This window comes from Corallococcus sp. CA053C, from assembly GCF_003611675.1.
Lineage (GTDB): Bacteria > Myxococcota > Myxococcia > Myxococcales > Myxococcaceae > Corallococcus.
Genome location: NZ_RAWA01000060.1, coordinates 1 through 24,727 on the forward strand (window position 1 = coordinate 1; position 24,727 = coordinate 24,727).

General features: G+C 70.5%; 22 protein-coding genes. 11 read left to right on the forward strand and 11 right to left on the reverse strand.

Features of this window, described 5'->3' with window-relative positions:
- Positions 1–42: 42 nt before the first annotated feature.
- Positions 43–1,965 (reverse strand): ATP-binding protein, encoded by a 1,923-nt coding sequence (locus D7V97_RS11050; RefSeq protein ID WP_120610577.1) that lies wholly within the window; start codon positions 1,963–1,965, stop codon positions 43–45.
- 191 nt (positions 1,966–2,156) lie between these two features.
- Positions 2,157–3,350, reverse strand: coding sequence for an MFS transporter (locus D7V97_RS11055; RefSeq protein WP_158623332.1), 1,194 nt, complete (start codon positions 3,348–3,350; stop codon positions 2,157–2,159).
- Positions 3,351–3,806: 456 nt separating this feature from the next.
- On the opposite strand from D7V97_RS11055, the gene D7V97_RS11060 reads away from it, so the two are divergent.
- Positions 3,807–4,052 (forward strand): hypothetical protein, encoded by a 246-nt coding sequence (locus D7V97_RS11060; RefSeq protein ID WP_120610579.1) that lies wholly within the window; start codon positions 3,807–3,809, stop codon positions 4,050–4,052.
- 25 nt (positions 4,053–4,077) lie between these two features.
- On the opposite strand, the gene cydC is transcribed toward D7V97_RS11060, so the two are convergent.
- From cydC to D7V97_RS11090, 6 genes are all read right to left on the reverse strand, one after another.
- A complete protein-coding gene (gene cydC / locus D7V97_RS11065; RefSeq protein ID WP_120610580.1) occupies positions 4,078–5,841 on the reverse strand; it encodes a thiol reductant ABC exporter subunit CydC in 1,764 nt (587 codons plus the stop codon).
- A complete protein-coding gene (gene cydD / locus D7V97_RS11070; protein WP_120610581.1) occupies positions 5,841–7,550 on the reverse strand; it encodes a thiol reductant ABC exporter subunit CydD in 1,710 nt (569 codons plus the stop codon). The genes cydC and cydD overlap by 1 nt, the downstream gene beginning before the upstream one ends.
- On the reverse strand, positions 7,551–8,561 hold the full coding sequence (gene cydB, locus D7V97_RS11075) for a cytochrome d ubiquinol oxidase subunit II (RefSeq protein WP_120610582.1): 1,011 nt from the start codon (positions 8,559–8,561) through the stop codon (positions 7,551–7,553).
- 36 nt (positions 8,562–8,597) lie between these two features.
- Positions 8,598–9,974, reverse strand: a complete 1,377-nt coding sequence (locus D7V97_RS11080; protein ID WP_120610583.1) for a cytochrome ubiquinol oxidase subunit I — start codon at positions 9,972–9,974, stop codon at positions 8,598–8,600.
- Between the two features lie 123 nt (positions 9,975–10,097).
- Positions 10,098–11,756, reverse strand: coding sequence for an amidase (locus D7V97_RS11085; protein ID WP_120610584.1), 1,659 nt, complete (start codon positions 11,754–11,756; stop codon positions 10,098–10,100).
- 82 nt (positions 11,757–11,838) lie between these two features.
- Positions 11,839–12,948 (reverse strand): serine hydrolase, encoded by a 1,110-nt coding sequence (locus D7V97_RS11090; RefSeq protein ID WP_120610585.1) that lies wholly within the window; start codon positions 12,946–12,948, stop codon positions 11,839–11,841.
- A gap of 193 nt (positions 12,949–13,141) precedes the next feature.
- Here D7V97_RS11090 and D7V97_RS11095 point away from each other — a divergent pair, with 193 nt between their 5' ends.
- From D7V97_RS11095 to D7V97_RS11120, 6 genes are read left to right on the forward strand one after another with little or no spacing between them, the layout of a single operon-like run.
- Positions 13,142–13,774 (forward strand): NapC/NirT family cytochrome c, encoded by a 633-nt coding sequence (locus tag D7V97_RS11095; protein WP_158623333.1) that lies wholly within the window; start codon positions 13,142–13,144, stop codon positions 13,772–13,774.
- 2 nt (positions 13,775–13,776) lie between these two features.
- The gene (locus tag D7V97_RS11100) at positions 13,777–13,974 is read left to right on the forward strand and encodes a hypothetical protein (RefSeq protein ID WP_120610587.1); all 198 of its coding nucleotides are present in this window, start codon (positions 13,777–13,779) and stop codon (positions 13,972–13,974) included.
- A complete protein-coding gene (locus D7V97_RS11105) occupies positions 13,971–14,303 on the forward strand; it encodes a c(7)-type cytochrome triheme domain-containing protein (protein WP_120610588.1) in 333 nt (110 codons plus the stop codon). The genes D7V97_RS11100 and D7V97_RS11105 overlap by 4 nt, the downstream gene beginning before the upstream one ends.
- Positions 14,290–16,452 carry a hypothetical protein gene (locus D7V97_RS11110; RefSeq protein WP_147444771.1) on the forward strand — a complete coding sequence of 721 codons (2,163 nt, stop codon included), beginning with the start codon at positions 14,290–14,292 and terminating at the stop codon, positions 16,450–16,452. The genes D7V97_RS11105 and D7V97_RS11110 overlap by 14 nt, the downstream gene beginning before the upstream one ends.
- Positions 16,442–16,867: a hypothetical protein gene (locus D7V97_RS11115; RefSeq protein WP_147444772.1), complete on the forward strand. Its 426-nt coding sequence runs from the start codon at positions 16,442–16,444 to the stop codon at positions 16,865–16,867. Before D7V97_RS11110 ends, D7V97_RS11115 begins: the two co-directional genes overlap by 11 nt.
- Positions 16,868–16,893: 26 nt before the next feature.
- Positions 16,894–19,218 (forward strand): Ig-like domain-containing protein, encoded by a 2,325-nt coding sequence (locus D7V97_RS11120; RefSeq protein WP_158623334.1) that lies wholly within the window; start codon positions 16,894–16,896, stop codon positions 19,216–19,218.
- Here D7V97_RS11120 and D7V97_RS11125 read toward each other — a convergent pair.
- Positions 19,215–20,147, reverse strand: a complete 933-nt coding sequence (locus D7V97_RS11125) for an RluA family pseudouridine synthase (protein WP_199728770.1) — start codon at positions 20,145–20,147, stop codon at positions 19,215–19,217. The two genes, D7V97_RS11120 and D7V97_RS11125, sit on opposite strands and share 4 nt — an antisense overlap.
- Before the next feature lie 53 nt (positions 20,148–20,200).
- Here D7V97_RS11125 and D7V97_RS11130 point away from each other — a divergent pair, with 53 nt between their 5' ends.
- Complete coding sequence (locus D7V97_RS11130; protein WP_120610592.1) at positions 20,201–20,725, forward strand: ureidoglycolate lyase; 525 nt, start codon at positions 20,201–20,203, stop codon at positions 20,723–20,725.
- A 1-nt stretch (position 20,726) separates the two neighbouring features.
- Positions 20,727–21,536, forward strand: a complete 810-nt coding sequence (locus D7V97_RS11135; RefSeq protein ID WP_120610593.1) for an SAM-dependent methyltransferase — start codon at positions 20,727–20,729, stop codon at positions 21,534–21,536.
- Between the two features lie 4 nt (positions 21,537–21,540).
- On the opposite strand, the gene D7V97_RS11140 is transcribed toward D7V97_RS11135, so the two are convergent.
- Positions 21,541–22,458, reverse strand: a complete 918-nt coding sequence (locus D7V97_RS11140) for a DMT family transporter (RefSeq protein ID WP_120610594.1) — start codon at positions 22,456–22,458, stop codon at positions 21,541–21,543.
- A 124-nt stretch (positions 22,459–22,582) separates the two neighbouring features.
- On the opposite strand from D7V97_RS11140, the gene D7V97_RS11145 reads away from it, so the two are divergent.
- Both D7V97_RS11145 and D7V97_RS11150 read left to right on the forward strand, forming a co-directional pair.
- Positions 22,583–23,542 (forward strand): LysR substrate-binding domain-containing protein, encoded by a 960-nt coding sequence (locus D7V97_RS11145; RefSeq protein ID WP_120610595.1) that lies wholly within the window; start codon positions 22,583–22,585, stop codon positions 23,540–23,542.
- 93 nt (positions 23,543–23,635) lie between these two features.
- On the forward strand, positions 23,636–23,935 hold the full coding sequence (locus D7V97_RS11150) for a hypothetical protein (protein WP_120610596.1): 300 nt from the start codon (positions 23,636–23,638) through the stop codon (positions 23,933–23,935).
- A gap of 60 nt (positions 23,936–23,995) precedes the next feature.
- On the opposite strand, the gene D7V97_RS11155 is transcribed toward D7V97_RS11150, so the two are convergent.
- Complete coding sequence (locus D7V97_RS11155) at positions 23,996–24,631, reverse strand: NAD(P)-dependent oxidoreductase (protein ID WP_158623335.1); 636 nt, start codon at positions 24,629–24,631, stop codon at positions 23,996–23,998.
- Positions 24,632–24,727 lie beyond the last annotated feature (96 nt).

The following is a 24,727-nucleotide window of genomic DNA, read 5'->3' on the forward strand; positions in this document are numbered from 1 at the left end:
GGCGGGAACTGCCCGTGGATTCAAGGTGCCCGGCTCTACCCATCACCCCGGCGGCGCGGACTCCTCATGGAGCGTGCGCGTGGCCAGGACCGGCAGGGAGACATGGAAGGTGGAGCCCTGTCCCAATTCGCTCTCCATCCAGATGTGGCCTCCGTGCCGTTCGACGATGTCGCGGCAGATGTAGAGGCCCACGCCCAGTCCACCGAAGCCGGAGATGGGGGCGTTGCGCGCGCGGAAGAACCGCTCGAAGAGTTGGTCCTGCTCCTCCTTCGGGATGCCGATGCCGGAGTCCGCCACCGACAGGACGGCATCCGCGCCGTCCCGGACGAGCGACACGCGCACCGCGCCGCCATGGGGGCTGTACTTGAGGGCGTTCTCCACCAGGTTCGTCAGCACCTGCGACAGCCGGCCGCTGTCGCCCAGGATGAGGAGCTCTTCGTCCGGGGCGTCGACGGTGATGGGATGCTGCTCGCTGACGGCGAGGAACTCCGCGGCCACCTCGAGCGACAGGTCCCGCAGTGACACCGGCGCGCAATGCAACTGGAGCCGGCCCACGCCCACGCTGGACGCGTCCAGCAGATCATTGACGAGCGCGGACAGCCGCCGCACCTGGCCGAGCGCCCGGTCCACGTGCGAGAGCGAGCCGGGCTGCCCCGACGCCACCATGTGCCGCAACACCTGCAGCGACAGCCGCAGCGGGGTCAACGGCGTCTTCAGCTCGTGCGACGCGATGGAGAGGAAGTCGTCGCGCACCTGGATGGCCTCGTGGGCCTCGCGCAGCAACCGCTCCCTCTCGCGCTCCGCGCGCACACGCAGGGAGATATCCCGGAAGCTCCAGACCCGCCCGATGACGGCGCCTCCCAATCGCTGGGGCAGCGAATAGCGCTCCAGGACCCGCCCGTCGCGCAGCTCGATGGTCTCGAAGCTCTCCTCCTCCGGGTGCAGGTAGAGCTCGCGCACCCGCGCGGTGAACTGCTCCGGATCCACGAGCCGCTCGCACACGGCCTCGATCAACGGCGCGTCCAGGTGCTGGGCCACCAGCGCCTCCGGGAGGTCCCACATCTGCTGGAACCGGCGGTTGCACGCCGTGACCCGCCCGTCACCGTCCACCACCAGCAGACCGTCCGCCGTCGAGTCGAACGAGGCCTCCAGCAGGGAGACGGTGCGCTCCAGGTGCTCCTGGGCAGCGTGCTGGCCGGTGACGTCCACCATGATGCCGCGCAGCCCCTGGACCCGTTCGTCCTGGCTCACCACCGTCACGATGTCCCGCAGCCAGACCACGCGCCCGTCGGCGGCGATCATCCGGTACTCGAACTCGTGGGGCAGGCCCTGCTCCGCGGCGGAGTGGCAGTATTCGGAGGCCCAGCGCTGGTCGTCCGGGTGGACATGCCGCACCCAGAAGTCCGGCTCCTGATACCACCGCTGCAACGGGTACCCGAGCAGCCGCTCCCCCTGCTTGCTGACGAAGCGGAAGCGGAACGAGCAGTCCGCCTCCCAGACGATGCCGTCGATGCTGTTGATGAGCTCGTCCCGTTCGTGATTGGCGCGGGAGAGCTCCCTCACCGCCAGTTCGAGATCGCAGACGCCGCGCGCCCCCGGCGGCGGCCGCTCCTCCACGCCCTGGGGGTGGAGGGTGCCGAACACCTCCCAGCCCCCCTCCGAGGACTCGATGGCGCTCAGGTCCACGGTCCAACGGCTCAGCGCTCCCTGGGTGGAGACCGTGCGGAAGTCCACCGTCTCCGGGGCACCCGTGCTGACGACGCCCTGCCAGGCCTCCTGCAGGTTCGGGAAGTCCCTCGGGTCCACGAGGCGGCGGAGGAAGTCCGGCTCCCGCCAGCCCTCCCGTGGATGACCGAAGGACGTGGCGAGGTGGGGACTCACCCAGCGCAGCCGGGCAGGCTCGCGGTCGCCAATCCAGAGCAGGGGCGCCGCCGGGGAGGACCCGGGCGACGGGGGGCTCGTCATGTCGGGTGGCGTCGCTGGCACCGCGCTCTCCCTTCGCAGGGCCGGCGTTCAGCCGCTGCGATTCTTGACCTCACCACCGGTATGGCCCCGAGCGATGGACATCGCATCCACCTCAAGTTGCCCAGCCGGAGCCCGTGCGGCCACATCCCGCGACAGGTGACGGAGGGGACGGCCGCCCCGCCGCTCGGGAGCTACTTCGCCGCGACGGGGACGGGAGCGGGCCGGGCCAGCGGAGGGAACGCCAGGAACAACAGGCCCGCGAGGGTCGCCGCCGCGCTCAGGCCCATCAGTCCCGGGCCGTAGCCGCCCAGCCGCTCACGGCCAATGGCCATCAGGAGGGGCCCCAGGCCACAGCCCAGCTGGAAGGCCGCGTACGTCAAGCCGTAGATCCGGCCATAGGCGCGCAGCCCCAGGTAGCGACTCACGAACCAGCTCATGAAGTCGAACTCGGCGCCAATGCCAAAGCCCGTCAGGAACAGACAGACGGCGATGGGTGCCCCGGTGCTGGCGCCTCCGTTCGCGAGCCCCGCGAGCCCTGCGCTGGACGCGAGCAGGCACACCAGCGCCACGAGTCGGGCCGGCAGCCGGTCAATGAGCAGGCCCGAAGCAATCCGTCCCACGAGCACACCCACGCCCAGCGCCGAGGCCATGGCCGCCGCGGCCTGGGGCGCCAGCCCGGAGTCCGTGAGGATGGGCACCAGGCTGGCCGAGATGCCCAGCGTCATCGTCCCCAGCAGGACGAAGATGGCGATCAAGAGCCAGAACGGGCGCGTGCGAGCCGCTTCACGAAGGTTCGCGACCCCGTGGGACGACACGGCCACGCCGCTGACGACAGGCGTGGGCGCGTTGTCGAAGAACCGGAAGGCCGTGGGCAGCACGAGGACGAGCATCGCACCGCCGAGCGCGGCATAGGCGCCACGCCAGCCCAGTGCGCCAATGGTGGCCTGGAGCGTGGGCGGCAGCAGGATGCCTCCCAGTCCCACGCCCGCCAGCGCGATGCCCAGCGCCATGCCCCGGCGCTCATCGAACCAACCGACGATGGCCCGCGTGTAGACCGCGGGCAGGGTCCCGAGCGCGGCCAGCGCCAGCGCGAGGTGGAGCGCGTAGAAGGTGGGCAGCGAGCCGGGCTGGAGCGCGAGCGCGCAGAGCACCGCCGCCAGGCCCAGGACGGAGGGCAGGAGCATCCGGCGCGGGCCCACGCGGTCCAGCAGGAAGCCCGCGAACGGCGACAGGGCCATGACGAACCAGTTGCAGAGCGTCAACGCGAACGCGATCTGCGGCCGGCTCCAGCCGAACTCGGCGCCCAGCGGTCGCGCGAACACGCCGAACACATAGGAGATGTAGGTGCTGTAGCCGAGCATCAAGCCAAGCGTCGACGTCGCCACCACCCACCCCCCGGTGGACGCCGTGATGCGGCGGCCTCGCTCAGGCGGGGCGCCTCCCTGGAGGTGGAGGTGGTGGCCTCCCTCCTGTTGAGCTGCTCCACTTGGCGCTGCGGCCTCGTTCTGTCCGGACATGTCACTCCCCCTCAACCCTGCGATGTGGTCGTCTTGAAGCGGGGCGGATGGAAGCGGGTGACGCGACGGCGGCCAAGTCGACATCGCGCTGTCGACATCGCGCTCACTTGACCGACGCCCCGTCATGCGCTGCGGTCCGGTTCCGGCGCGCCCGAAACATTCAAGCCACCACGGCCAGGAGGAATCCCAGACCCGCCACGCGGTGGCTGGGATTGACGTCCCGGGCACGTGGATGCGCCGCGCCGCTGGACTTCGCGAAGGGCCCTGGCGCAGCGTCAGGGGGCCGCGTCACCGACCGGCATTCCCCCTGACCTGGAGTCGGACATGCGTCGTTTCTTCGTGATGATGTCGCTGGTGGCCCTGAGCGCCTGTGGGGGTCCGCCCACGGAAGCGGAGGCTCCCGTGGCCGAGGAGTCCGGGCCGGGCGCGCAGAGCATCACGCCCACGTGCACCAGCGGCGACACCTGGGCGTGTTACTGCGCCCAGTTCAAGACGTCGGACACGTGCCGGTCGGCGCAGCTGCGCCAGTGCGTCTGGTCCCTCAATCGCTGCACCCCGACCTACGAATAGACAGTCGGAGGAAATGGCCTGGGCGTCACGCGTTCGTGGCGCTCCAGGCGTCGGGGCGGGAGGTCTTCGATGAGGTCTCAGGGTCCGGCAAGCTTGCCGTGCGCTCGGGGCAGGGGGTGTGGACGCCGCCTCCCAGCTCCAGCCTGAACGTCACGTCCGCGCAGGCCAGGGCCGCTGGACGGTGCGTCACCATCAGCACGGTCCGCTGGGGGCACAGGCTCTTGAGGTGTTCGAGGACGTGTTGCTCCGTCACGGCGTCGAGCTCCGCGGTGGGTTCATCGAGCAGGAGCAGCGGGGTGTCCTGGAGCAGCGCGCGGGCGATTGCCACCCGCTGGCGCTCTCCTCCACTCAGCCGGAGCCCCTCCTCGCCCATCCACGAATCGAGCCCGTCCGGCAGGGAGGCGATCCATTCGGTGAGGCACGCACCCTCCGCGGCACGGTGAAGCTCCGCGTCCGTCGCGCCGGGCTGCGCGAGGCGGAGGTTGTCGCGCAGGGTCGCGTTGAAGAGATGGGTGGACTGCGTGACGAGCGCGACCTTCCGGCGCCGCCTCTCCTCATCCAGGTCGCGCACCTCCTGCCCCGCGAGCTGGAGCTCCCCCCCGTAGCCTGCCTGGGCTTCGGCGAGCAGGTGCAGCAAGGTGGACTTCCCCGCTCCGCTCTCCCCCGTAAGGACCGCGAACGTGCCGGTGCGCACGGCGAGCGACGTGCCTTCGAGGACCCACGGCAGGTCCGCGTCGTAGCGGTAGTGGAGGTCGTAGGCTTCGACTGCGAAGGGCCCAGGTGCGCTCTCCACGCGCGCCGGAGTGTGCTCCGTCTCCCCTGCCCCGGCGCCAGGTCCGAGCGCCTGGAGCCGGCTCGCGGCAGCCAGACTGTGCCCCAGGGCCTGCACCGCGAGCGGAAGGCCCGCGAGCGCTTCGAGCGCGGCGATGGGCGCGAGCACCATCATGGCCAGGTCCGCGACGCCCAGGTCACCACCTCGCACCAGGTCCAGCGCGCAGGGCAGGAGCACCAGGGGGATGAGCCCCCCGACGAGCACCCCCACCGCGTTGCCGGCCCCTTCCGCGCTCGCGATCCGGGACTGCGCGGCCTGGACCCGTGACAGCTCCTGGCCGGTGCGGGCCCGCATGCGCTCCTGGGCTCCGAGCATCAAGAGGTCCCCGGCGCCCTGGAGCGTGTCGACCCATGCGGCCTTCAGGCTTGCGCGGGCCTGCACTTCGGCGGCCCCAGCGCCCCGGCTCATGCGCCAGGTCAGCAGCGGCGCGAGCACGAGTCCCACCCCCAGGACCGCCAGAGCCCGGAGCCCGAGCGCCGGACTCCAGCCCGCGAGCAACGCGGAGGTCAGCAGCGTGATGGCGAGCGCGATGAGCGGAGGCGCCACGACACGCAGGTAGAAGTGCTCGAGCGTCTCGACATCGGACACGACTCGGGCCAGCACGTCGCCACGCCCGAGCGAACGGAGCTGCGCGGGCCGCATGGCTTCGAGCGCCCGGTAGCAGGCCGTTCGCATCTTCGCGAGCAGGGCGAACGTGGCCGAATGCGAGACGAGCCGCTCCAGGTAGCGAAGCCCGGCGCGCGAGAGCCCGAAGAAGCGCACGCCCACGATGGCGAGCTGCAACTCGGCGAGCGGCACGCGCAAGGCCGCATGGCAGATCAGCCCCGCGGAGACCACGGTCAGCGCCACGCTGCTCGCGATCGTCAGCGTCCCGAGCAGCGCCGCGACCGCGAGCCGAGGCCACGTCAACCGCATCCAGCTCCAGAGCAGCCGCATCCCCGACCCGGTGTCCTTCATCACGAGTGCTCCACGGCCGAAGCGTGGTGCAGCGACGTCGAAGCCGCGCGCTCTGGGGTCCGCAGCGCCCGGCCGCCCATCACCACGATCCGGTCTGCGAGCCGCAGCGCCGCGGGCCGGTGGGTCACCAGCAGCAGGGTCTTCTCCCGGCCGAGAAGACGCTTCACCCCGTGCAGCACGGCCGCCTCGGTGACGTCGTCGAGCTGCGAGGTCGGCTCATCCAGCAGCAGGAGCGGAGCATCCTGGAGCAGCGCCCGTGCCAGGGCGAGCCGCTGGCGCTGGCCGCCGCTCAAGCGCAGCCCCCGCTCACCGAGCGGCGTATCGAGCCCCTTCGGCAGCCGTGCGATCACCGGCCCCAGCTCGACCTCGCGCAGGATGCGCATCAGCTCCGCATCCGATGCGCCCGGCTGCGCGAGCAGGAGGTTGTCTCGCACGGGCGCGTCGAAGAAGTACGGGCGCTGCGACACCCAGGCCACCTGCTTGCGCCAGCCTTCGAGCGGCAGCGCGGCGAGCGGAACGCCGTCCACGAGGATGCGCCCCTGCGTGGGCTCGCGGAAGCCGAGGAGCAGGTCGAGGACGGTCGACTTCCCTACCCCGCTCGCGCCCACGAGGGCCACCCGCTCGCCGGGGCTCACCGTGAGCTCGAAGCGTTCGAGCGTGGGCACCGGGCTTCCCGGAGGCTGGTAGGTCACGTCCTCGAAGCGGACCTCCATGCGCGAAGGCACGGCCCTCGGGGGCACCTGAGCAGCGCGCGTCAGCGGTTCGTCCAGGAGCGCGAAGATGCGCTCCGCCGCCGTGGCCGCCGCCATCCCCGCGTGGTGCTGCGCTCCGAGCGCCCGCAGCGGCGCGAACAACTCCGGCGCGAGCAGCAGGACGAACAGCGCCACCTCGAAGCCCACCGTGCCGGACACGAGCCGCACGCCCAGCGTCACCGCGAGCAACGCCGTGCTCAGCGTCGCGACCAGCTCCAACACGAGCGCGGAGAGGAACGCCACGCGCAGCACGCCCATCGTCGTGCTCGCGAAGCGGTCCGTCATCCGGCCGATGACCTCGAGCTGATGCCTGCTGCGACCCACGAGCTTCAGCGTCGGCAGGCCCTGGATGACATCCAGGAAGTGCGCCGCCATGCGACGCAGCTCCACCCACTGCCGCTCGTTGCGGGCCTGGGCCTGCTTGCCAATCAAGATCATGAAGATGGGCACCAGCGGAGCCGCCACCGCGAGCAATGCCCCGGAGGCGCCGTCCTTCAGCGCCACCACCACGATGACCCCGAGCGGCACGAGCCCCGCGACCACGCGCTGCGGAAGCACCCGGCTGAAGAAGGCGTCGAGCTGCTCGATGCCCTCCGTGGCCGTGGCGATCAACTCCCCGCTCCGCTCGCCCCGCGTGAAGGCCGGCCCCAGGGCCAGGAGCTTCGCGTGGAGCTCGCCATGGAGCGCCGACTTCACGCGCGCCGCCAGGCGATGCGAGAGCCGCCTCCCAGCCCAGGTGAGCACCGCCCGACCGACGACGAGCGCCGCGAAGCCCCCGAGCTCGCCCCCCAGCGTTTCCCACCGCGGGCGTTCGAGGAACGCGCGGGCCAGCAGGTGGGCCAGGACCGCGGCCTGCGCCACCGCGAGCACTCCGGTCGCCGCGCTCACCGACAGCGCGGCCAGGAAGGCGCCCCGGTGGGCTCGGGCCAGGGCGCCCAGGCGGCGTTCGGGGCGCACTCAGTACTCCAGGTGGGCGCGGGTGACGCGCGCACGGAAGACCCAGTAGCTCCAGCCCTGGTAGGCGAGCACCAGCGGCACGAACGTCAGCGCGACAAAGCTCATCACCGTCAGCGTGTAGGGGCTCGACGAGGCCGTGTAGATGGTGAGGCTGAAGGCCGGGTCGATGCTCGACACCATCACGCGCGGGTAGAGCCCCGCGAAGAGGGTGGCGACCGACAGGGCGATGGTCGCGGCGGACATGAAGAACGCCCACCCGTGCCGCTTCGCGCGGAGCATCCAGCCCACCGAGAGCAGCGCCGCCGCCGCCCCCACCGGCGCCACGCCCGGGTTGACGCCCAGCCGCTGGAAGAGGTCCGTGCTCACGTAGCTCGCCCCCACGAAGGCCAGCACGAGCCCGACGGTGATGGGCCACAGCCGCAGGCTGAGTGCGTGGGCGCGCTCCTGGAGCGGCGCTTCGGACTTCAAGCAGAGGAACAGGGCGCCGTGCAGCGTGAAGACCGCCACCGCGGTGACCCCCGAGAGCAGCGCGTACGGGCTCACCAGGTCGAAGAAGCTCCCGGTGAAGTTCTTGCTCGCGTCGATGGGAACCCCGCGCGCCAGGTTGCTCAGGGCCACGCCGAAGAGCAGCGCGGGCACGACGCTTCCGAAGAACAGCGCGCCGTCCCAGAAGGACCGCCAGCGCGTCGACTCGTGCTTGCTGCGGAACTCGAACGCCACGCCCCGGAGGATGAGCGCGACCAGGATGACGAGGAGCGCCAGGTAGAAGCCGCTGAACAGCGTGGCGTACCAGTGCGGGAACGCCGCGAAGAGCGCGCCGCCCGCGGTGAGCAACCAGACCTCGTTGCCATCCCAGAAGGGGCCAATCGTGTTGATGATGCCGCGGCGCTCGTCATCGGTCCGGCCCAGGAAGGGCAGGAGGATGCCGACGCCGTAGTCGAAGCCCTCGAGCACGAGGAAGCCGACGAAGAGCACGGCGATGAGGGCGAACCAGAGGGTATTGAGGTCCATGAGGCGGAGGTCTCAGCGGAAGGCGGAGGGAGGACTTCAGAAGGGAGCGAGGACGGGCTCGGCCGCGGGCTCATGGGCCGGAGCAGCCGGGCCGAACGCGTACTTCCGCATCAGGAACAGGAAGGGCACGAGCAGGGCCGTGTAGAGCGCCGTGAACGCGATGAGCGACGTGAGCACCATCCCGGCGGACACCGTGGGGGACATCCCCTGCTCCACGCGCAGCAGGCCGAAGACGATCCACGGCTGACGGCCCACCTCCGTCATCAGCCAGCCCGCGCTGTTCGCGATGAAGGGCAGCGGGATGCACCAGGGCAGCACGCGCAGGTAGCGCCCGGGCGCTTCGAGCCGGCCCCGGTAGAACAGGAAGAGTCCCAGGAAGGCCATGGCCAGCATCGCCACGCCGCCTCCGACCATGGCCCGGAAGCTCCAGTACGTGAGGGCCACCGGGGGCACGTAGTCCCCCGGGCCATACTTCGCGACGTACTGCGCCTGGAGCTCGTGGAGCCCCTCCACCCGCCCGTCCGTCCGGTTGTAGGCGAGGATGCTCAGCAGCGACGGGACGCGCACGGAGAAGACGTCCCGCCGCTCGCGCTCGTTGCCCACGGTGAAGAGGGAGAACGACGCCGGATCCTCGCTCGTCCACAGCGCTTCGGCCGCCGCCATCTTCATGGGCTGGGCCTTCACCATGTGCTGGGCCTGGGTGTGGCCCGCCATCATCACCATCACGGTGCCCACGCACGCGGCCACCACGCCCATCCGCAGCGAGCGGGCAAAGACGTCATGCCGCTCCGTGCCCCGCGCCAGGTGGAAGGCGCTCACGCCCATCACGACGAACGCCCCGGTGCAGAGGCCGGAGAAGAAGACGTGGGGCACCTGCACCCAGAGGTGCGGGTTGGTCACCAGCGCGAAGAAGTCCACCATCTCCGCGCGGCCGTTGCGCAGCACGAAGCCCACGGGCTCCTGCATGAAGGAGTTCGCCGTGAGGATCCAGAACGCGGAGATGTTCGAGGCGATGGCGACCATCCAGATGGACGCGAGGTGCACGCGCCTGGACAGCCGGTCCCAGCCGAAGATCCAGAGCCCGATGAACGTGGACTCGACGAAGAAGGCCATCAGCGCTTCGATGGCCAGCGGTCCGCCGAAGATGTCGCCGACGAAGCGCGAGTACTCCGACCAGTTCATCCCGAACTGGAACTCCTGGACGATGCCGGTGACCACCCCCATCGCGAAGTTCAGGAGGAAGAGCTTCCCCCAGAACTTCACCATCTGCCGGTAGGTGTCCTCTCCGGTGCGGAACCAGAGCGTCTGCATCACCGCGACCAGCAGCGACAGCCCGAGGGTCAGCGGGACGAAGAGGAAGTGGTACAGCGTGGTGCTGGCGAACTGCAGGCGGTGCAGGAAGAGCGCGTCCATCTTGTTCCGGACACAGAGCAACGCTCATGCCGCGCGCTCCCCCGCCTGGGAGCCCCCTCGAGGGCCGCAATCCTTGCACCCCGCGCACCCACGCCGCGCAGACCTTGCATCCGCGCGACCTCGCTACGCGCCGCGCAGGTCCACGCTCCGGGCGAAGGCCGGCTTGCGTCGCGCGTGCGAAGCCTGCTCGTAGGCGTAGGCGAGCTTGAGCAGCACGGGCTCGCTCCAGGCGCGGCCGAAGAAGGACACCCCCACCGGCAGCCCGTGCACATCGCCCGCGGGCACGGTGATGCTCGGGTAGCCGGACACGGCGGCGGGCGTGGAGCTGCTGCCCAGCCAGTGGTCGCCCAGCACCAGATCGATGGGGCCCGCCGGCGCCTGGGTCGGGGCCACGAGCGCGTCCAGCTTGTGCTTGTTCATCACCGCATCCATGCCCTCGGCGCGCGAGAACCGGCGGCATGCCGCGAGCGCCTTCTTGTAGGCGGCGTCGGTGAGCGGGCCCTTCTTCTGCGCCTGGAGCAGCAGCTCCTGCCCGAAGTGGGGCATCTCGCGCTCGCGGTGCTTCTCGTTGAAGGCGATGAGGTCCGCGAGCGTCCGCACCGGGGCGCCCTCGCCGAGCTGCGCGAGGTAGGCCTCCAGCCCCGCCTTGAACTCATACAGCATCACTTCCAGCTCGGGCTCGTCGAGCTTCGCCGCGTTGGGCAGCGACACTGGATCCACCAGCACGGCCCCTTGCGCCTTCATCAGCTCGAGCGCGCGCTCCACGACGGCGTCCGTGGCCGGGTGGTAGCCGAACAATCGTTCGCGCGGAACACCGATGCGCGCACCCGCGAGCCCCTTTGGGTCGAGGAACTTCGTGTAGTCCGCGTGGGCACGGCCTCGGCTGGCGGCGGTGGCCGCGTCGCGCGGATCCTCGCCCGCGAGCACGCTCAACAGCGCGGCGGCGTCCGCCACGGTGCGCGTCATGGGGCCCGCGGTGTCCTGGGTCGAGGAGATGGGGATGATCCCCGCGCGGCTGACGAGCCCCACCGTGGGCTTCAATCCCACCAGCGAGCACGCGGACGCGGGCGAGACGATGGAGCCATCCGTCTCGGTGCCCACCGCCACGGCGCAGAAGTTGGCCGCGGTGGCCGCGCCTGAGCCGGAGCTCGAACCGGAAGGGGTCCGGTCGAGCGCATAGGGATTGCGGCACAGGCCGCCGCGCCCGCTCCAGCCGCTGCTTGAGTGCGTGGAGCGGAAGTTGGCCCACTCACTGAGGTTCGTCTTGCCCAGGAGGACGGCACCGGCGGCCCGCAGTCGCTCCACGATGAAGGCGTCGCGCGGAGGCACCGCGCCCACCAGCGCGAGCGAGCCCGCGGTGGTCTGCATCCGGTCGGCCGTGGCGATGTTGTCCTTGATGAGCACGGGGATGCCGTGCAGCGGCCCGCGCGCGCCCTTCGCCTTGCGCTCGGCGTCCAGCGCGTCGGCCAGCGTGAACGCGTCGGGGTTGATTTCGATGACCGAGGACAGCGGCAGGTCCCCGGTGCGGTCGAGCGCACGAATGCGCGCGAGGTAGGCCTCCGTCAGCCCGCGCGCGGTGTGCTTGCCGGACTCCAGGCCCGCGCGCAGCTCCGCGACCGTCGCCTCCTCCAGCGCGAAGGCCCCGGGCGCGGCGGCGGACGGTGACTGGGCGCGCGCGTCGCGGGCAGCCAGTGCCCCCGTCACGGCCGCCGCGGCCCCGAGGAGCGTGCGGCGGGAGAGGCCCGTCGGGTTCACATCGGAAGCAGCCGTCTTCTTCGTCATGGAGCAGGCACCCGTTCGTGGAGGGGCGCCAAGTGGACCCGATTCCTCCACCGGGAGGAAGCGCCGTGGCGAGCGCCACGCCTCACTCCGTGGCGAGCACCTCCAGCAGCCTCCCGGTGACCCCCGACACGTCAGCCGCCTCGCGGTTGGTCAGCACCGCGAGTGAGGCCTTGCGCTCGGGCAGGTAGAAGGCCAGGGCGGAGAACCCGGGGATTTCGCCGTCATGGCCATGGCCAGGCCCCACGGGCGTGACGGCCCGCACCAGTCCCAGGCCATACCCCGGCATCGTGGGGAGAGGCGTCGCCACCCAGTCGGTCATCTCCGCGAGCTGCGCCGGGGCGAGCAGCGAGCGCTCGAAGAGGGCCTGGTAGAAGGCGCTGACGTCGTCGGCGCTGGACACCAGGGCACCGGCCGCGCCGGCCGCGGACAGATGGATGAAGTCCGTGAAGTCCACCCAGGCGCCATTGCTCGGGTCCCGCGAATAGCCCCGCACGACGAAGGGCGGCAGCGGCTCGGCGCCGTCCAGCCCCGTGCTGTCCAGGGCCAGGGGCTCGAGGATGCGCGTGCGAAGCTGCTGCGCCAGCGGCGTCCCCGTCACCGATTCAAGGATGTGACCGAGGAGGATGTAGTTGGTATTGGAGTAGTCCCAGCGCGTCCCTGGCTCGAAGGCGGGGGACTTCGCGGCGCCCAGCGCGATGAGCTCCCCGGGGGTCCACGTCTTCCCGGGGCTCGCCTCGGCCTGGGCGAGGAAGTCCTGGCTCTGGGTGTAGTTGAACGCACCGCTCGTGTGGTTGAGGAGCTGTCGCACGGAGATGCGGTCCGCGCGGGGAAAGTCCGGCACCCAGGTGGCCAGCGGCGCGTCCAGGGACAGCCTCCCCTCGGCCTGGAGCTGCAGTGCCACCACGGCGACGAAGCTCTTGGTGATGCTGCCCACGCGCAACCGGTCCTCGACCTTCATCCCGGTGGCGGGCTCCACCCTGGAGACGCCCGCCGAGCCCCGCCACGTACAGTCCTGGAGACGCAGCGAGGCCGTGACCCCGGGGAGCTCCCCCGCCGAGGCGGCCTCCTCGAGCGCGTGCTGCAACCGGGGCGCGAGCCGGTCACAGAGCGGGCCCTCCTCCTTCTCGCAACCCGAAACCCACAGCAACAGCATTGCGCCAAGCACACGTCGACCCAGCCGATGGGTGAGCATCCGAAGTCCTCCAGGAAGATTCGCGGTGTGCGCACCAAGCACCGGAGACCCGCGCATCTGTTACCCGGGGACTTGCGCGGCAGCGCCTGGAGCACGCCGGGGGGGCGCAATCCTTGCGCGTGTTCCCCTCGGGTCGCGCAATCCTTGCGCGTGGCCCATGCAGGTCCCCCCTTGGGCGCATCCGTCACGGGGCTTGCAAGAGTCCTGTCCCAAGGAGCCCCACCTGCTCACCATCCTGATTCCCATTGTCACCGCGGTGGTCGTGCTGGTGGCCCTCATCGCCTACGCAGCAGGGTTCCTCACCGAGAGCCGGCTGGGGCACCTGTTGCTCCTTGGAGGGCTGGCCCTGCTCCCACTGGTCGTCACCGGCACCGGCGTCGCGGTGGGCATGAGCGAATCCAGCCAGACGCAGTTCTGCATGGACTGCCATGAGATGGAGCCGTACGGGAAGAGCCTCTTCGTGGACAACGCCAACGCGCTGGCCGCGGTCCACTACCAGAAGCGGCTGATCAACCGCGACTCCACCTGCTACTCCTGCCACACCGACTACGCGCTCTTCGGTGACGCGAAGGCCAAGCTCAACGGCCTGCGCCACGTCTGGGTCCACTACTTCGGGACCATCCCTCCGGAGCCCCGGCTCTATCAGCCGTATCCCAACTACAACTGCCTCCACTGCCACAACGACTCGCGCAGCTTCCTCGAAGTGGAGCCCCACCGGGAGCACCGGGCGGAGCTCCAGAGCGGGGAGCGCTCGTGTCTGACGTGCCATGACCTCGCGCACGACCTGGAGGGCGTGAAGGCCCAGAACTTCTGGCAGCCGGAGTGACCATGGGACACGCGAAGCGCATCCGGATCGCAGCACTCTTCGTCCTGGCGGGGCTGCTGGTGCAGTTGTTCGCCACCCTCTTCTGGTCCCCGCTGACCTTCGTGGTGTTCGCCGCGGTGGGCGTGCCGCTCGTGCTGGTGGGCGTCCTGCTCTATGCCATCACGGTCTGGCGGGTCCTGAAGGAGAAGAAGGCCCTATGAGCTTCGTCCCTCCACGGAGGTGGCGGTGGCAGGCAGGGCTCTGCGCCCTCCTCCTGTTCACGACGCCCATCTTCGCCGTGAACGCACCGCAGGACGTCCGGCTCCCTCCGCTCAAGGAGCGCACCACGCCCGCACCGGCGCTGTTCTCGCATTGGGGCCACAACTCCCAGCACTGCTACGGCTGCCACCCCAGCGTGTTCCCGCAGTCCCCCCTGGGCTTCACCCATCAAGACATGCAGGAGGGCCGCGCTTGTGGAAGCTGCCACGACGGACAGGCCGCCAAGGCCGTGCGCACCATGAGCTGCGAGGCCTGCCATGCGCCTCGCTGACATGAGCCCCTGGACGCTGTGCCTCTGCGCGCTGCTGCTGGCCGTGCCCCGCCCCGCGCAGGCCCAGTCGCAGGAGGAGAAGCGGCGGCAGCTCCAGGAACGACTGGGGGTCAAGAAGCCCGCGGAGCCCGCGACGCGTGTGGAGGCAACTCCCGACGCGGGCGTCGCCGAGCCCGCCGAAGCATCCGCCGCTCCCAAGGGGACTCCGTCGCCGCCGTCCAGATCCCAGCCCGGCCCGGCGAAGCCCCGCGCGCTGACCTTCGCGGAGGACGCACGACCGATCCTCGAGAAGCAGTGCGCCTCCTGCCACCGCCCTGACGGCAAGGCGGCCAGGACCCAGTGGGTGCTGCGAGGAGGACCGGAGGACTACGACGCCACCCTGCGCTTCGTGAAGACCGCCGCCGCGGCCCAGAGCCCGCTGCTCAAGAAGGGCAGCGGAGCGACGCTTCACGGAGGCCAGAAGGCCATCGCCGTGGACTCCGCGGAGTACGCGAAGCTGCTCACGTGGATTGAAGGGGGCGCGCTCCCCGGCCGGGCATCGGTCGCCACCACCCCGGCGCCCGTGAGTCCCCCTACCGTGGCGGCCAGCGAACCAAAGCCCGCGGCGCCGCACACCCGCGACAGCGCTCCCACGCCCCTCGCGTCCAATCCAACGCCCGCCGAGCCCGGGCCCGCGCCTGTGATTGCCCCATCGCCGCCCGCGGCGTCCCCCACGGCGGCAGCGGACGCGCTGCGCTTCGCGCCCCGCATCCACGAACAGCTGATGTCCGGCTGCGCGAGCTGTCACGCCCCGGATGGGTTCGCCGGATCCAGTCGCTATGTGGCCAGCGCTGATCCCGTGCAGCATCTGCGGTCGGTGTTGCCACTGGTGGTGCCCGGCTCCGCCGCGACCAGCCTCCTCTACCAGCGCGCGAAGGGCGAAGCGCACCCGGGCGGAGCAGTGTGGGAGCCGGGAAGCGCGGAGCTCGAACTCCTGGGCCAGTGGATCAACGCGGGCGCGTTGGGGCCTGTCCCCGACACCACCGCTGTCGCCTCCGCGCCCGGATCCACGACAAGCCCCGCGACGCCCGCGGCCGCGCCCACTCCTCCGGCCCCCGCTGCCAACCCGCACGCGGCCAACCCGCACGCAGGAATTTCGCTGGGGACCTATCCGGTCCTCGGCTCGCTGAGCCTCAACGGACGCTTCGACCTCAACTACGAGCGCCGCAACTACAACGACCACCCCTTCCAGTCCGAGGGCGTGAACGCGCTGCGCAGCTACCACCAGTTCCTCTTCCTGACGCGGCAGTCCGCCACGGATCCGGTGATGCTGACCCTGGAGGCGCTGTCGTTGCAGTTCTGGGAGGTCGGCGTCCGGGTCGGCCCGGAGACCTGGCCGGTGAAGGTGTTCGCCAAGGGGGGCAAGGTGCTCGTTCCCTTCGGCGGCGAGCCGCTCTTCCACCACAACTACGGTGGGCTCGCGGGCTTTGATCAGAAGGTGCTCCCGGTGGTGTTCGCGCGGGAGGGGCTGACGGTGAACGTGCAGCGCCGACAGGGACCGCTGACCCTCTCCGGCGACGCCTACCTCATCGCCGGCTTCCGGCTGAGGACCGCCGACGCGGTGCTCAACCTCCAGTCCGACTTCGCACCGCTGGACGAGACGCGCCTGGGCCTCGGCGCGCGGCTGGGCGCCTCCTGGGGGCCCATCAGCGTGTGGTACTCGCCCTACTTCAACTCGCTGGGGTTCGGGCGCCGCCTGTTCCTCCAGGCGCTGGATGTGGCGGTGTGGCGTCCGCGCGGAGTCCCGGTGCTGGAGCGCTTCTCGCTGGGCGCCGGGCTGCTGCGCGGGGACGTCTCCGGAGGCGAGGACGAGGGTTACGGCGGGCCGGGCGCGGACTACTACCACTTCGCCAGCTACCTCCAACTGCGCTTCCATCCCTCGGACTGGCTCTACCTCCAGTACCGGCAGGGGCTGCGCACCTTCGGGAACCGGCGGGGGTTGATCCTCGATTCGACGGATCTCACCCGCGACGACGGCTCCACGCACAACGTGGGCGCGGTCGCCCGGTGGCGGGGTCTGAGCGCCGGGCTCTTCCACTACTGGAACCTGGAGAAGGCCGACGAGCTCCCGGACGACTTCACCCGACTGGTGGTGGCGTATGAGTTCTAGGTCCCTCTTCCGGACGCTGGCCGTGATGCTTCCGTGCGTGCTGGGCTGCGCGGACTTCGAACGCGGCGAGCCCACCGCCGACGCGGGCGTCTCGCCCACGAATGACGGTGGTGGCGGCGGGGATGGCGGAGAGGCCGTCTCCTTCGCCAGCAGCGTCCATCCGCTCCTGACCTCCGGCTGCCAGTCCTGCCATCGCAGCGGCGGCGCTGCCGGAGACACCGGCTTCCAGCTGACCGGCGACGCCGAGGCGGACTACCTGGAAGCGAGCGCGTTGATCGACGCGTCCAATCCGTCCGCCAGCCGCCTGCTGCGCAAGGCCACGGGCGCGGGCCACGGCGGCGGAACGATCTACCGGGACACCAGCACCGAGTACCAAACCCTCCTGGCATGGGTCGCCGGAGGCGCTCAACCTTGAAGCACTTCATCCCCAGGAGAGTCCCGATGAAACGCCACGCCCTGCTCCTGGTTGGACTGGCGCTCACGCTGTCCGCCTGCGCCAAACTGGAGACCTCCAACCCGGGGATCACCACCTCCGGAGCCCACTCGGTGATGGTGGGGCAGACGCTCCAGCTCACGGCCACCACGCGCGAGGCCAGCGACACGGGCTACTCGTGGGAGAGCGAGGACCCGAGCATCGCGACGGTGGACGACGCCGGCCTCGTGACGGGTGTCAGCGCGGGTGAGACCGGAGTGAAGGTCGTCGGTGCGCAGTCCCGGCTGGAGGGGGGCCACGCGGTGGTGGTGATCGCGCCTTCCGCCAGCACCGATGCGGGCGTCAATCCCGACCAGGTGCCCTACTTCGTCGCCTGGTCCGGTTCGCCGCATGCGGACACCACCGCCGAGGCCTTCACTCACTGGAACGCGGCGGGCAACGTCCCGACCACCTGCGCGCGGTGCCACAGCTCGGAGGGCTTCATCGACTACCTGGGCGGTGATGGATCCCTGGCGGGACGCGTGGACGCCCCCGGAAAGACGCAGTCCGTGGTGCGCTGCGAGACGTGCCACGACAGCGCGGCCTCCAGCCTGACGGCGGTCACCTTCCCCTCGGGCAAGCAGGTCACCGGCCTGGGCGAGGAGGCGCGGTGCATGGTGTGTCACCAGGGGCGCGCCGCGGGGAAGGACATCGACGCGCAGATCGCGGACGCGGGTGTCGTCGGCGAGGACACCACCTCCCCGGCGCTGGGCTTCACCAACATCCACTACTACCCCGCGGCCGCGACGCTCTTCGCAAGCCAGGCGGCTGGCGGCTACCAGTACGCGAATCAGGTCTACGACACGCGGTTCCGCCACGTGCCCAACTTCGACAAGTGCAACGAGTGCCATGACGCGCACACCACCCGGGTCCGCTGGGATGAATGCGCCACCTGTCACCCGGGAGTGACCGACGTGACGAAGGCCTGGAACATCCGGCAGATCGCCTCGCGCAACCAGGACTACGACGGGGACAACAACCGCGCGGAAGGCATCTACTTCGAGATTCAAGGCCTGCGGGAGAAGCTGCTGGCCAGCCTCCAGCGCTACGGCGCGGAGCGGTCCCAGCCCCTCTGCTACGGCGATACGCACCCGTACTGGTTCCGGGACACCGACAAGGACGGGACCTGTAGCGCGGCGGAGTCCGTGGCCGCCAATGCGTTCGCCAGCTGGACCCCGCGCCTGCAGAAGGCGGCCTACAACTACCAGCTGTCCAAGGTGGATCCCGGCGCGTTCGCGCACAACGCGAAGTACATCATCCAGCTGTTGCATGACTCGACCCAGTCGGTGAACCAGGGGCTGGCCGTCCCCTTCGATACGTCGTTGCTCGTGCGCAATGATCCGGGCCACTTCAACGGCGCCAGCAAGGCGGCGCGCAACTGGGATTCGAGCGAGGCGGTCCAGGCCGGCTGCTCCCGCTGCCACAGCGGCGCGCAGGGCTACCGGTTCTTCGTCCAGTACGGCGTGGGGCAGTCGGTGCCGGAGACCGCCAACGGCCTGGAGTGCTCCACCTGCCACGAGAACTTCGAGCCCACCTACGACGTCTTCGTCCCCGCGAAGACGTGGCTGCCGGACAACACGACGGTGAACCTGCCGGGCCAGGACAACCTCTGCGCCAACTGCCACATCGGCCGCGCGTCCAAGGCCACCATCGACACGGCGCTGGCGGCGGGTGGCACGCCGCGCTTCCAGAACGTGCACTACCTGCCGGCCGCCGGGACGCGTGAAGGAACGCTGGCCAGGATTGGATACGAGTACCCCAGCAAGACGTACGCGGGCCGGCTCACGCACATGGGCGGGGTGCAGTGCACGAGCTGCCATGTGCCGGGCGGGACCAACCACACGTTCAAGGTCGCGGACGTGTGGAACGCGCGCTGTGAGACGTGCCACGCGGACCAGAGCGCGGCGGAGCAGATCCGCAACGTCCACCTGCAGGACTACGACGGAGATGGGAACACCACCGAGCCCCTGAAGGCGGAGGTGGATGGAATGGCCGCGCGCCTGCTGACGGCCATGCGCGGGGTGACGGGCAATGGCCTCTGCTACAACGGCGAGGCCAATCCGTACTTCTTCAAGGACACGGACAAGAACGGCACCTGCAGCGCGACGGAGTCCGTCTCCGCCAACGCGTTCGCGCCGTTCACCCCGGCCCTCGTCCAGGCGGCCCACAACTACCAGCTGAGCCAGAAGGATCCGGGCTCGTGGGCCCACAACTTCAACTACATCGGGCAGCTCCTCTTCGACAGCACCGAGAACCTCACCGGAGCCCCTCCCACGAACCTCATCCGGCCCTAGCCCGAAAGGGCCGAGGACTCCTCCGCCGTCCTCAGCCCGGGCGGCGGTGGAGCATGCAGTCGCAGGCGCTCCCCTGAAATCGGGTGCGTGAACGCGAGCGTCTCCGCGTGGAGCAGGTAGCCACCGTCTCCGGGCAGCCCGGGCTCCTTCTCCCGGGGCAGTCCCCCGGCCGCGAACATCGGATCTCCAGCGAGCGGATGCCCGATGAAGGCCAGGTGGATGCGGATCTGCTCCGGGCGCCCGGTGTGGATGCGCACCTCGAAGAGCGTCTGCCCTTCACGCCGCTCCAGCACGCGGGCGCTGCTGCTGGACGCCTTGCCCTGCGCGCTGGCCCCATGCACCGTCCCCAGCAGCGGGTGGGGCACCAGCCCGATGGGCGCGCGGATGTCGTAGTGCTCCTGCGCCGCGACGCCGTCCGACAGCGCGCGATAGCGCTTCTCCACGTCACCTTCCCGCCAGCTGTGTGAGAGGCGGGCCGCCGCCTCGCGCGTGCGGGAGAACAACACCAGCCCGGACGTCGCCCGCCCCAGCCGGTGCAGCGCCGACGCCTCCGGCCAGCGCAGCCGCACGAAGGACAGCAGCGTGTTCTTGAGGAAGCCTCCGGACGGCATCGTCGGAAGGCCGCTCGGCTTGATCACCGCGAGCAGGGCTTCGTCCTCGTACACCAGCTCGAAGCTGTCCGGCGTCTCGCCCTCCTGCCACGGCGGGCGGTGCCAGCACAGCTCCTGGTGCGCGCGCAGCAGCTCGTCGCCCGTCGCCGTGACGCCGTCCAACTGCACCTCCCCGCGCAGGAAGCGGGCGCGCCACGCCTCTTCGGAAGAGTGCCGGTACCTGTCCGCCAGCCAGGCAAGCGCGGTGCGCCCCACGGCGGCGGCTTCCACCTGCTCGCGATACACGTAGCCGTCATTCAGGCCGGGCTTGGACGTCACCGGGGCACTCTATCCGGCAGGTCGCGGCCCCTTGCGCGTATATATTTGGCCGCATGAAGGACGCTCCCTCGCCCCGCTCCCTCCTCGCGCTCCCCCTGACGCCGGAGGCCTTCGCTCCCTTCGGGGACGTCGTCTCCGCGGGGCTCAAGAGCGGCGCGGCGGCGAACCAGGGCACCGCCGTGCGGTTCGACTGGTCGGCGAAGCTGGAGAGCGACCGTGCGGGCGCGAAGCCCAACCTCGCGGTGTTCCGCTCGGTGCCGCAGCCGCTTCCCTTCACCGTGAAGCTGCTGGAGCACCACCCCCGCTCAAGCCAGGCCTTCCTGCCCATGCGCTGCTCGCGGTTCCTCGTGTGCGTCGCGCCAACCGACGCCTCGGGCGGCCCCGACCTGGACGGCCTCGTCGCGTTCGTCTGCGGCCCCGGCCAGGGCGTGAACTACCACCGGGGCGTGTGGCACCACCCCATCATCGCGCTCGACACTCCGGCCGAGTTCGCGATGCTGGCGTGGGAGGACGGGGGCGCGGAGGACTGCGTCGTGCGTCAGTTCTCCACCACCGTTGCCGTACACCTGGGGGACTGACATGGCCAACGCGATCTCGAAGACGGCGTACTACACCCTGGCGTGCCGGGACGCGGACGCGCACAAGCCCCGGCCGCTGTGCGGTGACACCTTCGCCGCGCGGTTCATGAACGACGAGGCCCGGAGCATCTGGTCGCGCTTCCAGTCCTTCACGCGGGCCAACACCAGCAATGCCGGCCGACATCAGATCATCGACGCGCTCGTGCAGGAGGAGCTCGACCGGGCTCCGCAGGCCCGGGTGGTGGTGCTCGGCGCGGGCTTCGACACGCGCGCGTACCGTCTGCGTGGAGGCCGGTGGCTGGAGGTGGACGAGCCCGCCATCATCACGCACAAGGACGCGCAGCTGCCCGTGACGGAGGCGAAGAACCCCCTGGAGCGCCTCGCCATCGACTTCCAGGCGGAGTCGCTCTCCGCGCGGCTGGCGCCGTACCGGGACACGCAGCGCACGCACATCATCATCGAGGGCGTGCTCATGTACCTGACGCACGCGCAGCGCCGGGACATGCTCGCCGTGCTCAAGGAGCTGTTCCCTAAGCACGTCGTGTACTGCGACCTGATGCGGGCCACCTTCCAGCGCGACCACGGCGGCGCGCTGCACAAGGCCATCGCCGAGCTGGGGACGACCTTCCGGGACATGACGGACGCGCCCGAAGCCCTCTTCCTGGAGGCGGGCTACACGCAGGCCTCCGTCACCTCCATCCCCCTGCGCACGGTGGAGCTCGCGGGCCAGCGGGTGCCGGCGTTCATGATCCGCCGGCTGCTGCCCTCGGTCCGCGACGGCTACCGCATCTTCAAGTTCGAGCGGTCCTGACGCCTCACGACGCCTTGCGCGCCACGGGCTGCTGCTGCCCCAGGGCCACGCTCCCCAGGATGAGCGTGCCCGCGATGAGCATGGTGGGCGTCAGCGGTTCGTCCAGGAGCAGCCAGGCCCAGGCCACGCCGAACAGCGGCACGCTGTAGGTGACGGTGACGGCGCGCGCCGGGCCGATGCGTTGGATGAGGCGGTAGTACACGGCGAACGCCAGGCCCGTGCAGACCACGCCCAGCGACGCCGCCGCCAGCCAGGGCCGCGTCCCGATGGGCTGCGTCGGCCAGGTGGCGATGGCGAACGGCAGCATCAGCAGCGCGGAGCACGACAGCGTGGCGGCGGCGACGGCGGATGCGGGCAGCCCGGCCAGGTGACGCTTCACCATGTTCACGCCAATGCCGTAGAGGAACGCGGCGGTGGTGCCCGCCGCCGCGGCCCACGCGACGCCCGCGCCCCCCGTCTTCCCGCTGGCCAGCACCACCACCCCGGCGAAGCCCGTGAAGAGGGCCACCGCCCGCCGTGCGCCAATGCGCTCGCCGTAGAACAGGAACGCCACCAGCGCGGTGAACAGCACCGACATGCTGTTGGTGATGGCCCCGATGCCCGCCGGGGCGCGCTGCGCGGCCCAGGCGAACAGCGCGAAGGGCACCGCCGAGTTGAGCACGCCCAGCAGCGCCAGCTTCGGCCACAGCCCGGGGCCGAAGGACGCTCGGGCCTTCCAGAGGAACGGCATCAGCACCAGCGCGCCCAGCGCGACCCGGAGCTCCACCAGCGGCAGGGGTCCGAAGGCCGGGGCGGCGATGCGCATGAACAGGAAGGACGCCCCCCAGATGGCGCCCAGCGCTCCCAGCTCCAGCGGGGTGAGCCATGCGCGGGTGAACGAGGGAGCAGCGGTGTGTGGATGGGTGAGACCGGAAGCACTCATGGCGCGTCCCCTGACGGGAGGAAGGAACCGCATTTCTGCCTGGGCTTCTATTCACGCCCTCCCCCCCTCCTCCACAAGCGCATACTTTCCGGGCCAGCCACGCGCCAGATTTGAGGCTCCTCCCATGACCCTGCGCACGGATCTGCTTCCCGCCCTGGCGGCCTTCGAGTCCGCCGCCCGCCACCAGAACTTCGCCCATGCGGCGGAGGAGCTGCACCTGACCGCCAGCGCGGTCAGCCACCACGTCCGCAAGCTGGAGGCACGGCTGGGCGTCGTGCTCTTCCAACGGCATGCCCGGGGCGTGACGCTGACGGCCGAGGGGCGCCAGCTCGCGGACGCCGCCAGCAGCGCGCTCTCCGACATGGACAGCGTGCTCGGAGGGTTGCGACGCGCGCGCGACGAGGACGACGTCGTGCGCATCACCACCGTGCACTCGCTGGCGTACGCGTGGCTGATGCCGCGCCTGCCCCGGTTCACCGCCGCGCACCCGCATGTCCGCCTCCACGTGGACACGGAGCCAGCGCTCACGCGCTTCGACGAGGGAGGACCCGACGTCGGCATCCGCTACGGCCAGCCCCCCTGGCAGGGCTTGAGCGCGCACCCGTTGATGGACGACGCCCTGTTCCCCGTGGCCTCGGCGCACCTGACAGGCTTCGACCGGGTCCACGAGGCGGCGGACATCCCGAAGCTGCCGCTGATTGGCGACCTGTCGCGCCAGGGCTGGCAGGACTGGTTCCGGGCCGCGGGCGTGCGCGGGGCGACGTTCGACCAGCGCTACTACTTCAGCGACTCCACCGGCGCGCTGATGGCCTCGGTGCAGGGCCTGGGCGCGGCGCTCGCCCGCGAACGCATCTCCGCGCCCTACCTCGCGGATGGACGGCTCGTCCGGCTGCCCGGCCCGACCATGCCCACGCGCGCCAGCTACTTCGTGGTGTACCCGTCCCACCGCAGGCCGCGCCCCGCCGCGCGCGCCTTCGTGGATTGGCTGCTCACCCAGCCTGGACTGCCGGCCCCTCCCATGCGCCCGGAGGCAACCACTCCAACGCAAAGCGTTGCACCGCCGCGTCGGAAAGTTCCGCAATGAAAGTCCAGACTGAAGCCTGTCAGGATTGACTCATTTACCAGACATTCCACCAGGTCCACACTGGCCGCGCAGTCCATCCCAGACGGAGTGCGCATGCGCAAGCTGATGAAGTCCCTGATGGCGGTCTCTGCGGTCCTGTCCCTCGCGCCCACGGCTGCCTTTGCCCGGCCGCCGCAGTGCGAAGACATTTGTTTTGATGCCCCCTGCTCCACCGTGTGTGCCGTTCAGCTCCGCCAGACCACGTGCAATGAAAATCCGATCTTTTGGGGGTGCTTGAGCCTTGCCCTGCCCAATGACCCCTCCGCCTCGGTGAGCACGGACGAGGCCCGCCAGGCGGAGGACGCCTCGCAGGTGTGCAGCGAGGAGCATCCGGACTCCAGCGCGGAGAGCTGAGCCGCGCGCCTCACGCGGGGCCCGGGCTCCACGCCCGGGCCTCGCGCCTGGCCATGACGGTCAGCCGCCCAGGTGGACCGTGTGCTTCACCCAGGTGTTGACCTCCACCGCTTCCACCAGGAAGTCGGCCACGTCCGCCCGGGAGATGGAGGAGGGCACCGTCTCCCCCTGCGTCTTCTTCACGTACTGCCTGCGCGCGGGTCCGTTGGTGAGCCGTCCCGGCCGCGCGATGACCCAGTCGAGCCCGCTGTCGCGCACGAGTCGCTCCTGCCGGTCGTGGTCCTCGAAGGGCAGCTTGAGGATGAACGAGATGACCAGCGTCCTGACCAGGAAGGGCGCCGTGGCCTTGCTGTCGCCGGTCCCCAACGCGCTCAACACCGACAGCTTGCGGACCCCGTGGGCCTTCATCGTGTCGATGACGAAGCCGGTGCCCTGGCTGAAGTAGTTCGGGTTCTCCTTGAACGCCTTCAGCTGCGTGGCGGAGGCGGTGATGATCACCGCGTCCTGCCCCCGCACCGCCTCCTCCACCGACGCGCGCTGGTGGAAGTCCCCCTTCAGCCGCGTGAGCTGCGGGTGCTCCAGCACCAGCTTCTGCGGACTGCGAGCGAAGGCCGTCACGGCGTGCCCCCGGTCCAACGCGGTCCGTACCGCGAGTGCGCCCGTTCCCTGCGATGCCCCGATGACCACGATCCGCATGTCGCCCCTCCCACCAGGATGGGCCGGACCGTAACGCCCGCACCGCCAGGCGACCAGACGGGCCCCGCACTTTTCCTTGTGCCCGGCACCCCTCCC

Bases quoted from the DNA above. Each gene is read 5' to 3' on its own strand.
- D7V97_RS11050 (WP_120610577.1), bottom strand. From the start codon at position 1,965: ATGACGAGCCCCCCGTCGCCCGGGTCCTCCCCGGCGGCGCCCCTGCTC.
- D7V97_RS11060 (WP_120610579.1), top strand. From the start codon at position 3,807: ATGCGTCGTTTCTTCGTGATGATGTCGCTGGTGGCCCTGAGCGCCTGT.
- cydC (WP_120610580.1), bottom strand. From the start codon at position 5,841: ATGAAGGACACCGGGTCGGGGATGCGGCTGCTCTGGAGCTGGATGCGG.
- cydB (WP_120610582.1), bottom strand. From the start codon at position 8,561: ATGGACCTCAATACCCTCTGGTTCGCCCTCATCGCCGTGCTCTTCGTC.
- D7V97_RS11080 (WP_120610583.1), bottom strand. From the start codon at position 9,974: ATGGACGCGCTCTTCCTGCACCGCCTGCAGTTCGCCAGCACCACGCTG.
- D7V97_RS11085 (WP_120610584.1), bottom strand. From the start codon at position 11,756: ATGACGAAGAAGACGGCTGCTTCCGATGTGAACCCGACGGGCCTCTCC.
- D7V97_RS11090 (WP_120610585.1), bottom strand. From the start codon at position 12,948: ATGCTCACCCATCGGCTGGGTCGACGTGTGCTTGGCGCAATGCTGTTG.
- D7V97_RS11100 (WP_120610587.1), top strand. From the start codon at position 13,777: ATGGGACACGCGAAGCGCATCCGGATCGCAGCACTCTTCGTCCTGGCG.
- D7V97_RS11105 (WP_120610588.1), top strand. From the start codon at position 13,971: ATGAGCTTCGTCCCTCCACGGAGGTGGCGGTGGCAGGCAGGGCTCTGC.
- D7V97_RS11110 (WP_147444771.1), top strand. From the start codon at position 14,290: ATGCGCCTCGCTGACATGAGCCCCTGGACGCTGTGCCTCTGCGCGCTG.
- D7V97_RS11115 (WP_147444772.1), top strand. From the start codon at position 16,442: ATGAGTTCTAGGTCCCTCTTCCGGACGCTGGCCGTGATGCTTCCGTGC.
- D7V97_RS11120 (WP_158623334.1), top strand. From the start codon at position 16,894: ATGAAACGCCACGCCCTGCTCCTGGTTGGACTGGCGCTCACGCTGTCC.
- D7V97_RS11130 (WP_120610592.1), top strand. From the start codon at position 20,201: ATGAAGGACGCTCCCTCGCCCCGCTCCCTCCTCGCGCTCCCCCTGACG.
- D7V97_RS11135 (WP_120610593.1), top strand. From the start codon at position 20,727: ATGGCCAACGCGATCTCGAAGACGGCGTACTACACCCTGGCGTGCCGG.
- D7V97_RS11140 (WP_120610594.1), bottom strand. From the start codon at position 22,458: ATGAGTGCTTCCGGTCTCACCCATCCACACACCGCTGCTCCCTCGTTC.
- D7V97_RS11145 (WP_120610595.1), top strand. From the start codon at position 22,583: ATGACCCTGCGCACGGATCTGCTTCCCGCCCTGGCGGCCTTCGAGTCC.
- D7V97_RS11150 (WP_120610596.1), top strand. From the start codon at position 23,636: ATGCGCAAGCTGATGAAGTCCCTGATGGCGGTCTCTGCGGTCCTGTCC.
- D7V97_RS11155 (WP_158623335.1), bottom strand. From the start codon at position 24,631: ATGCGGATCGTGGTCATCGGGGCATCGCAGGGAACGGGCGCACTCGCG.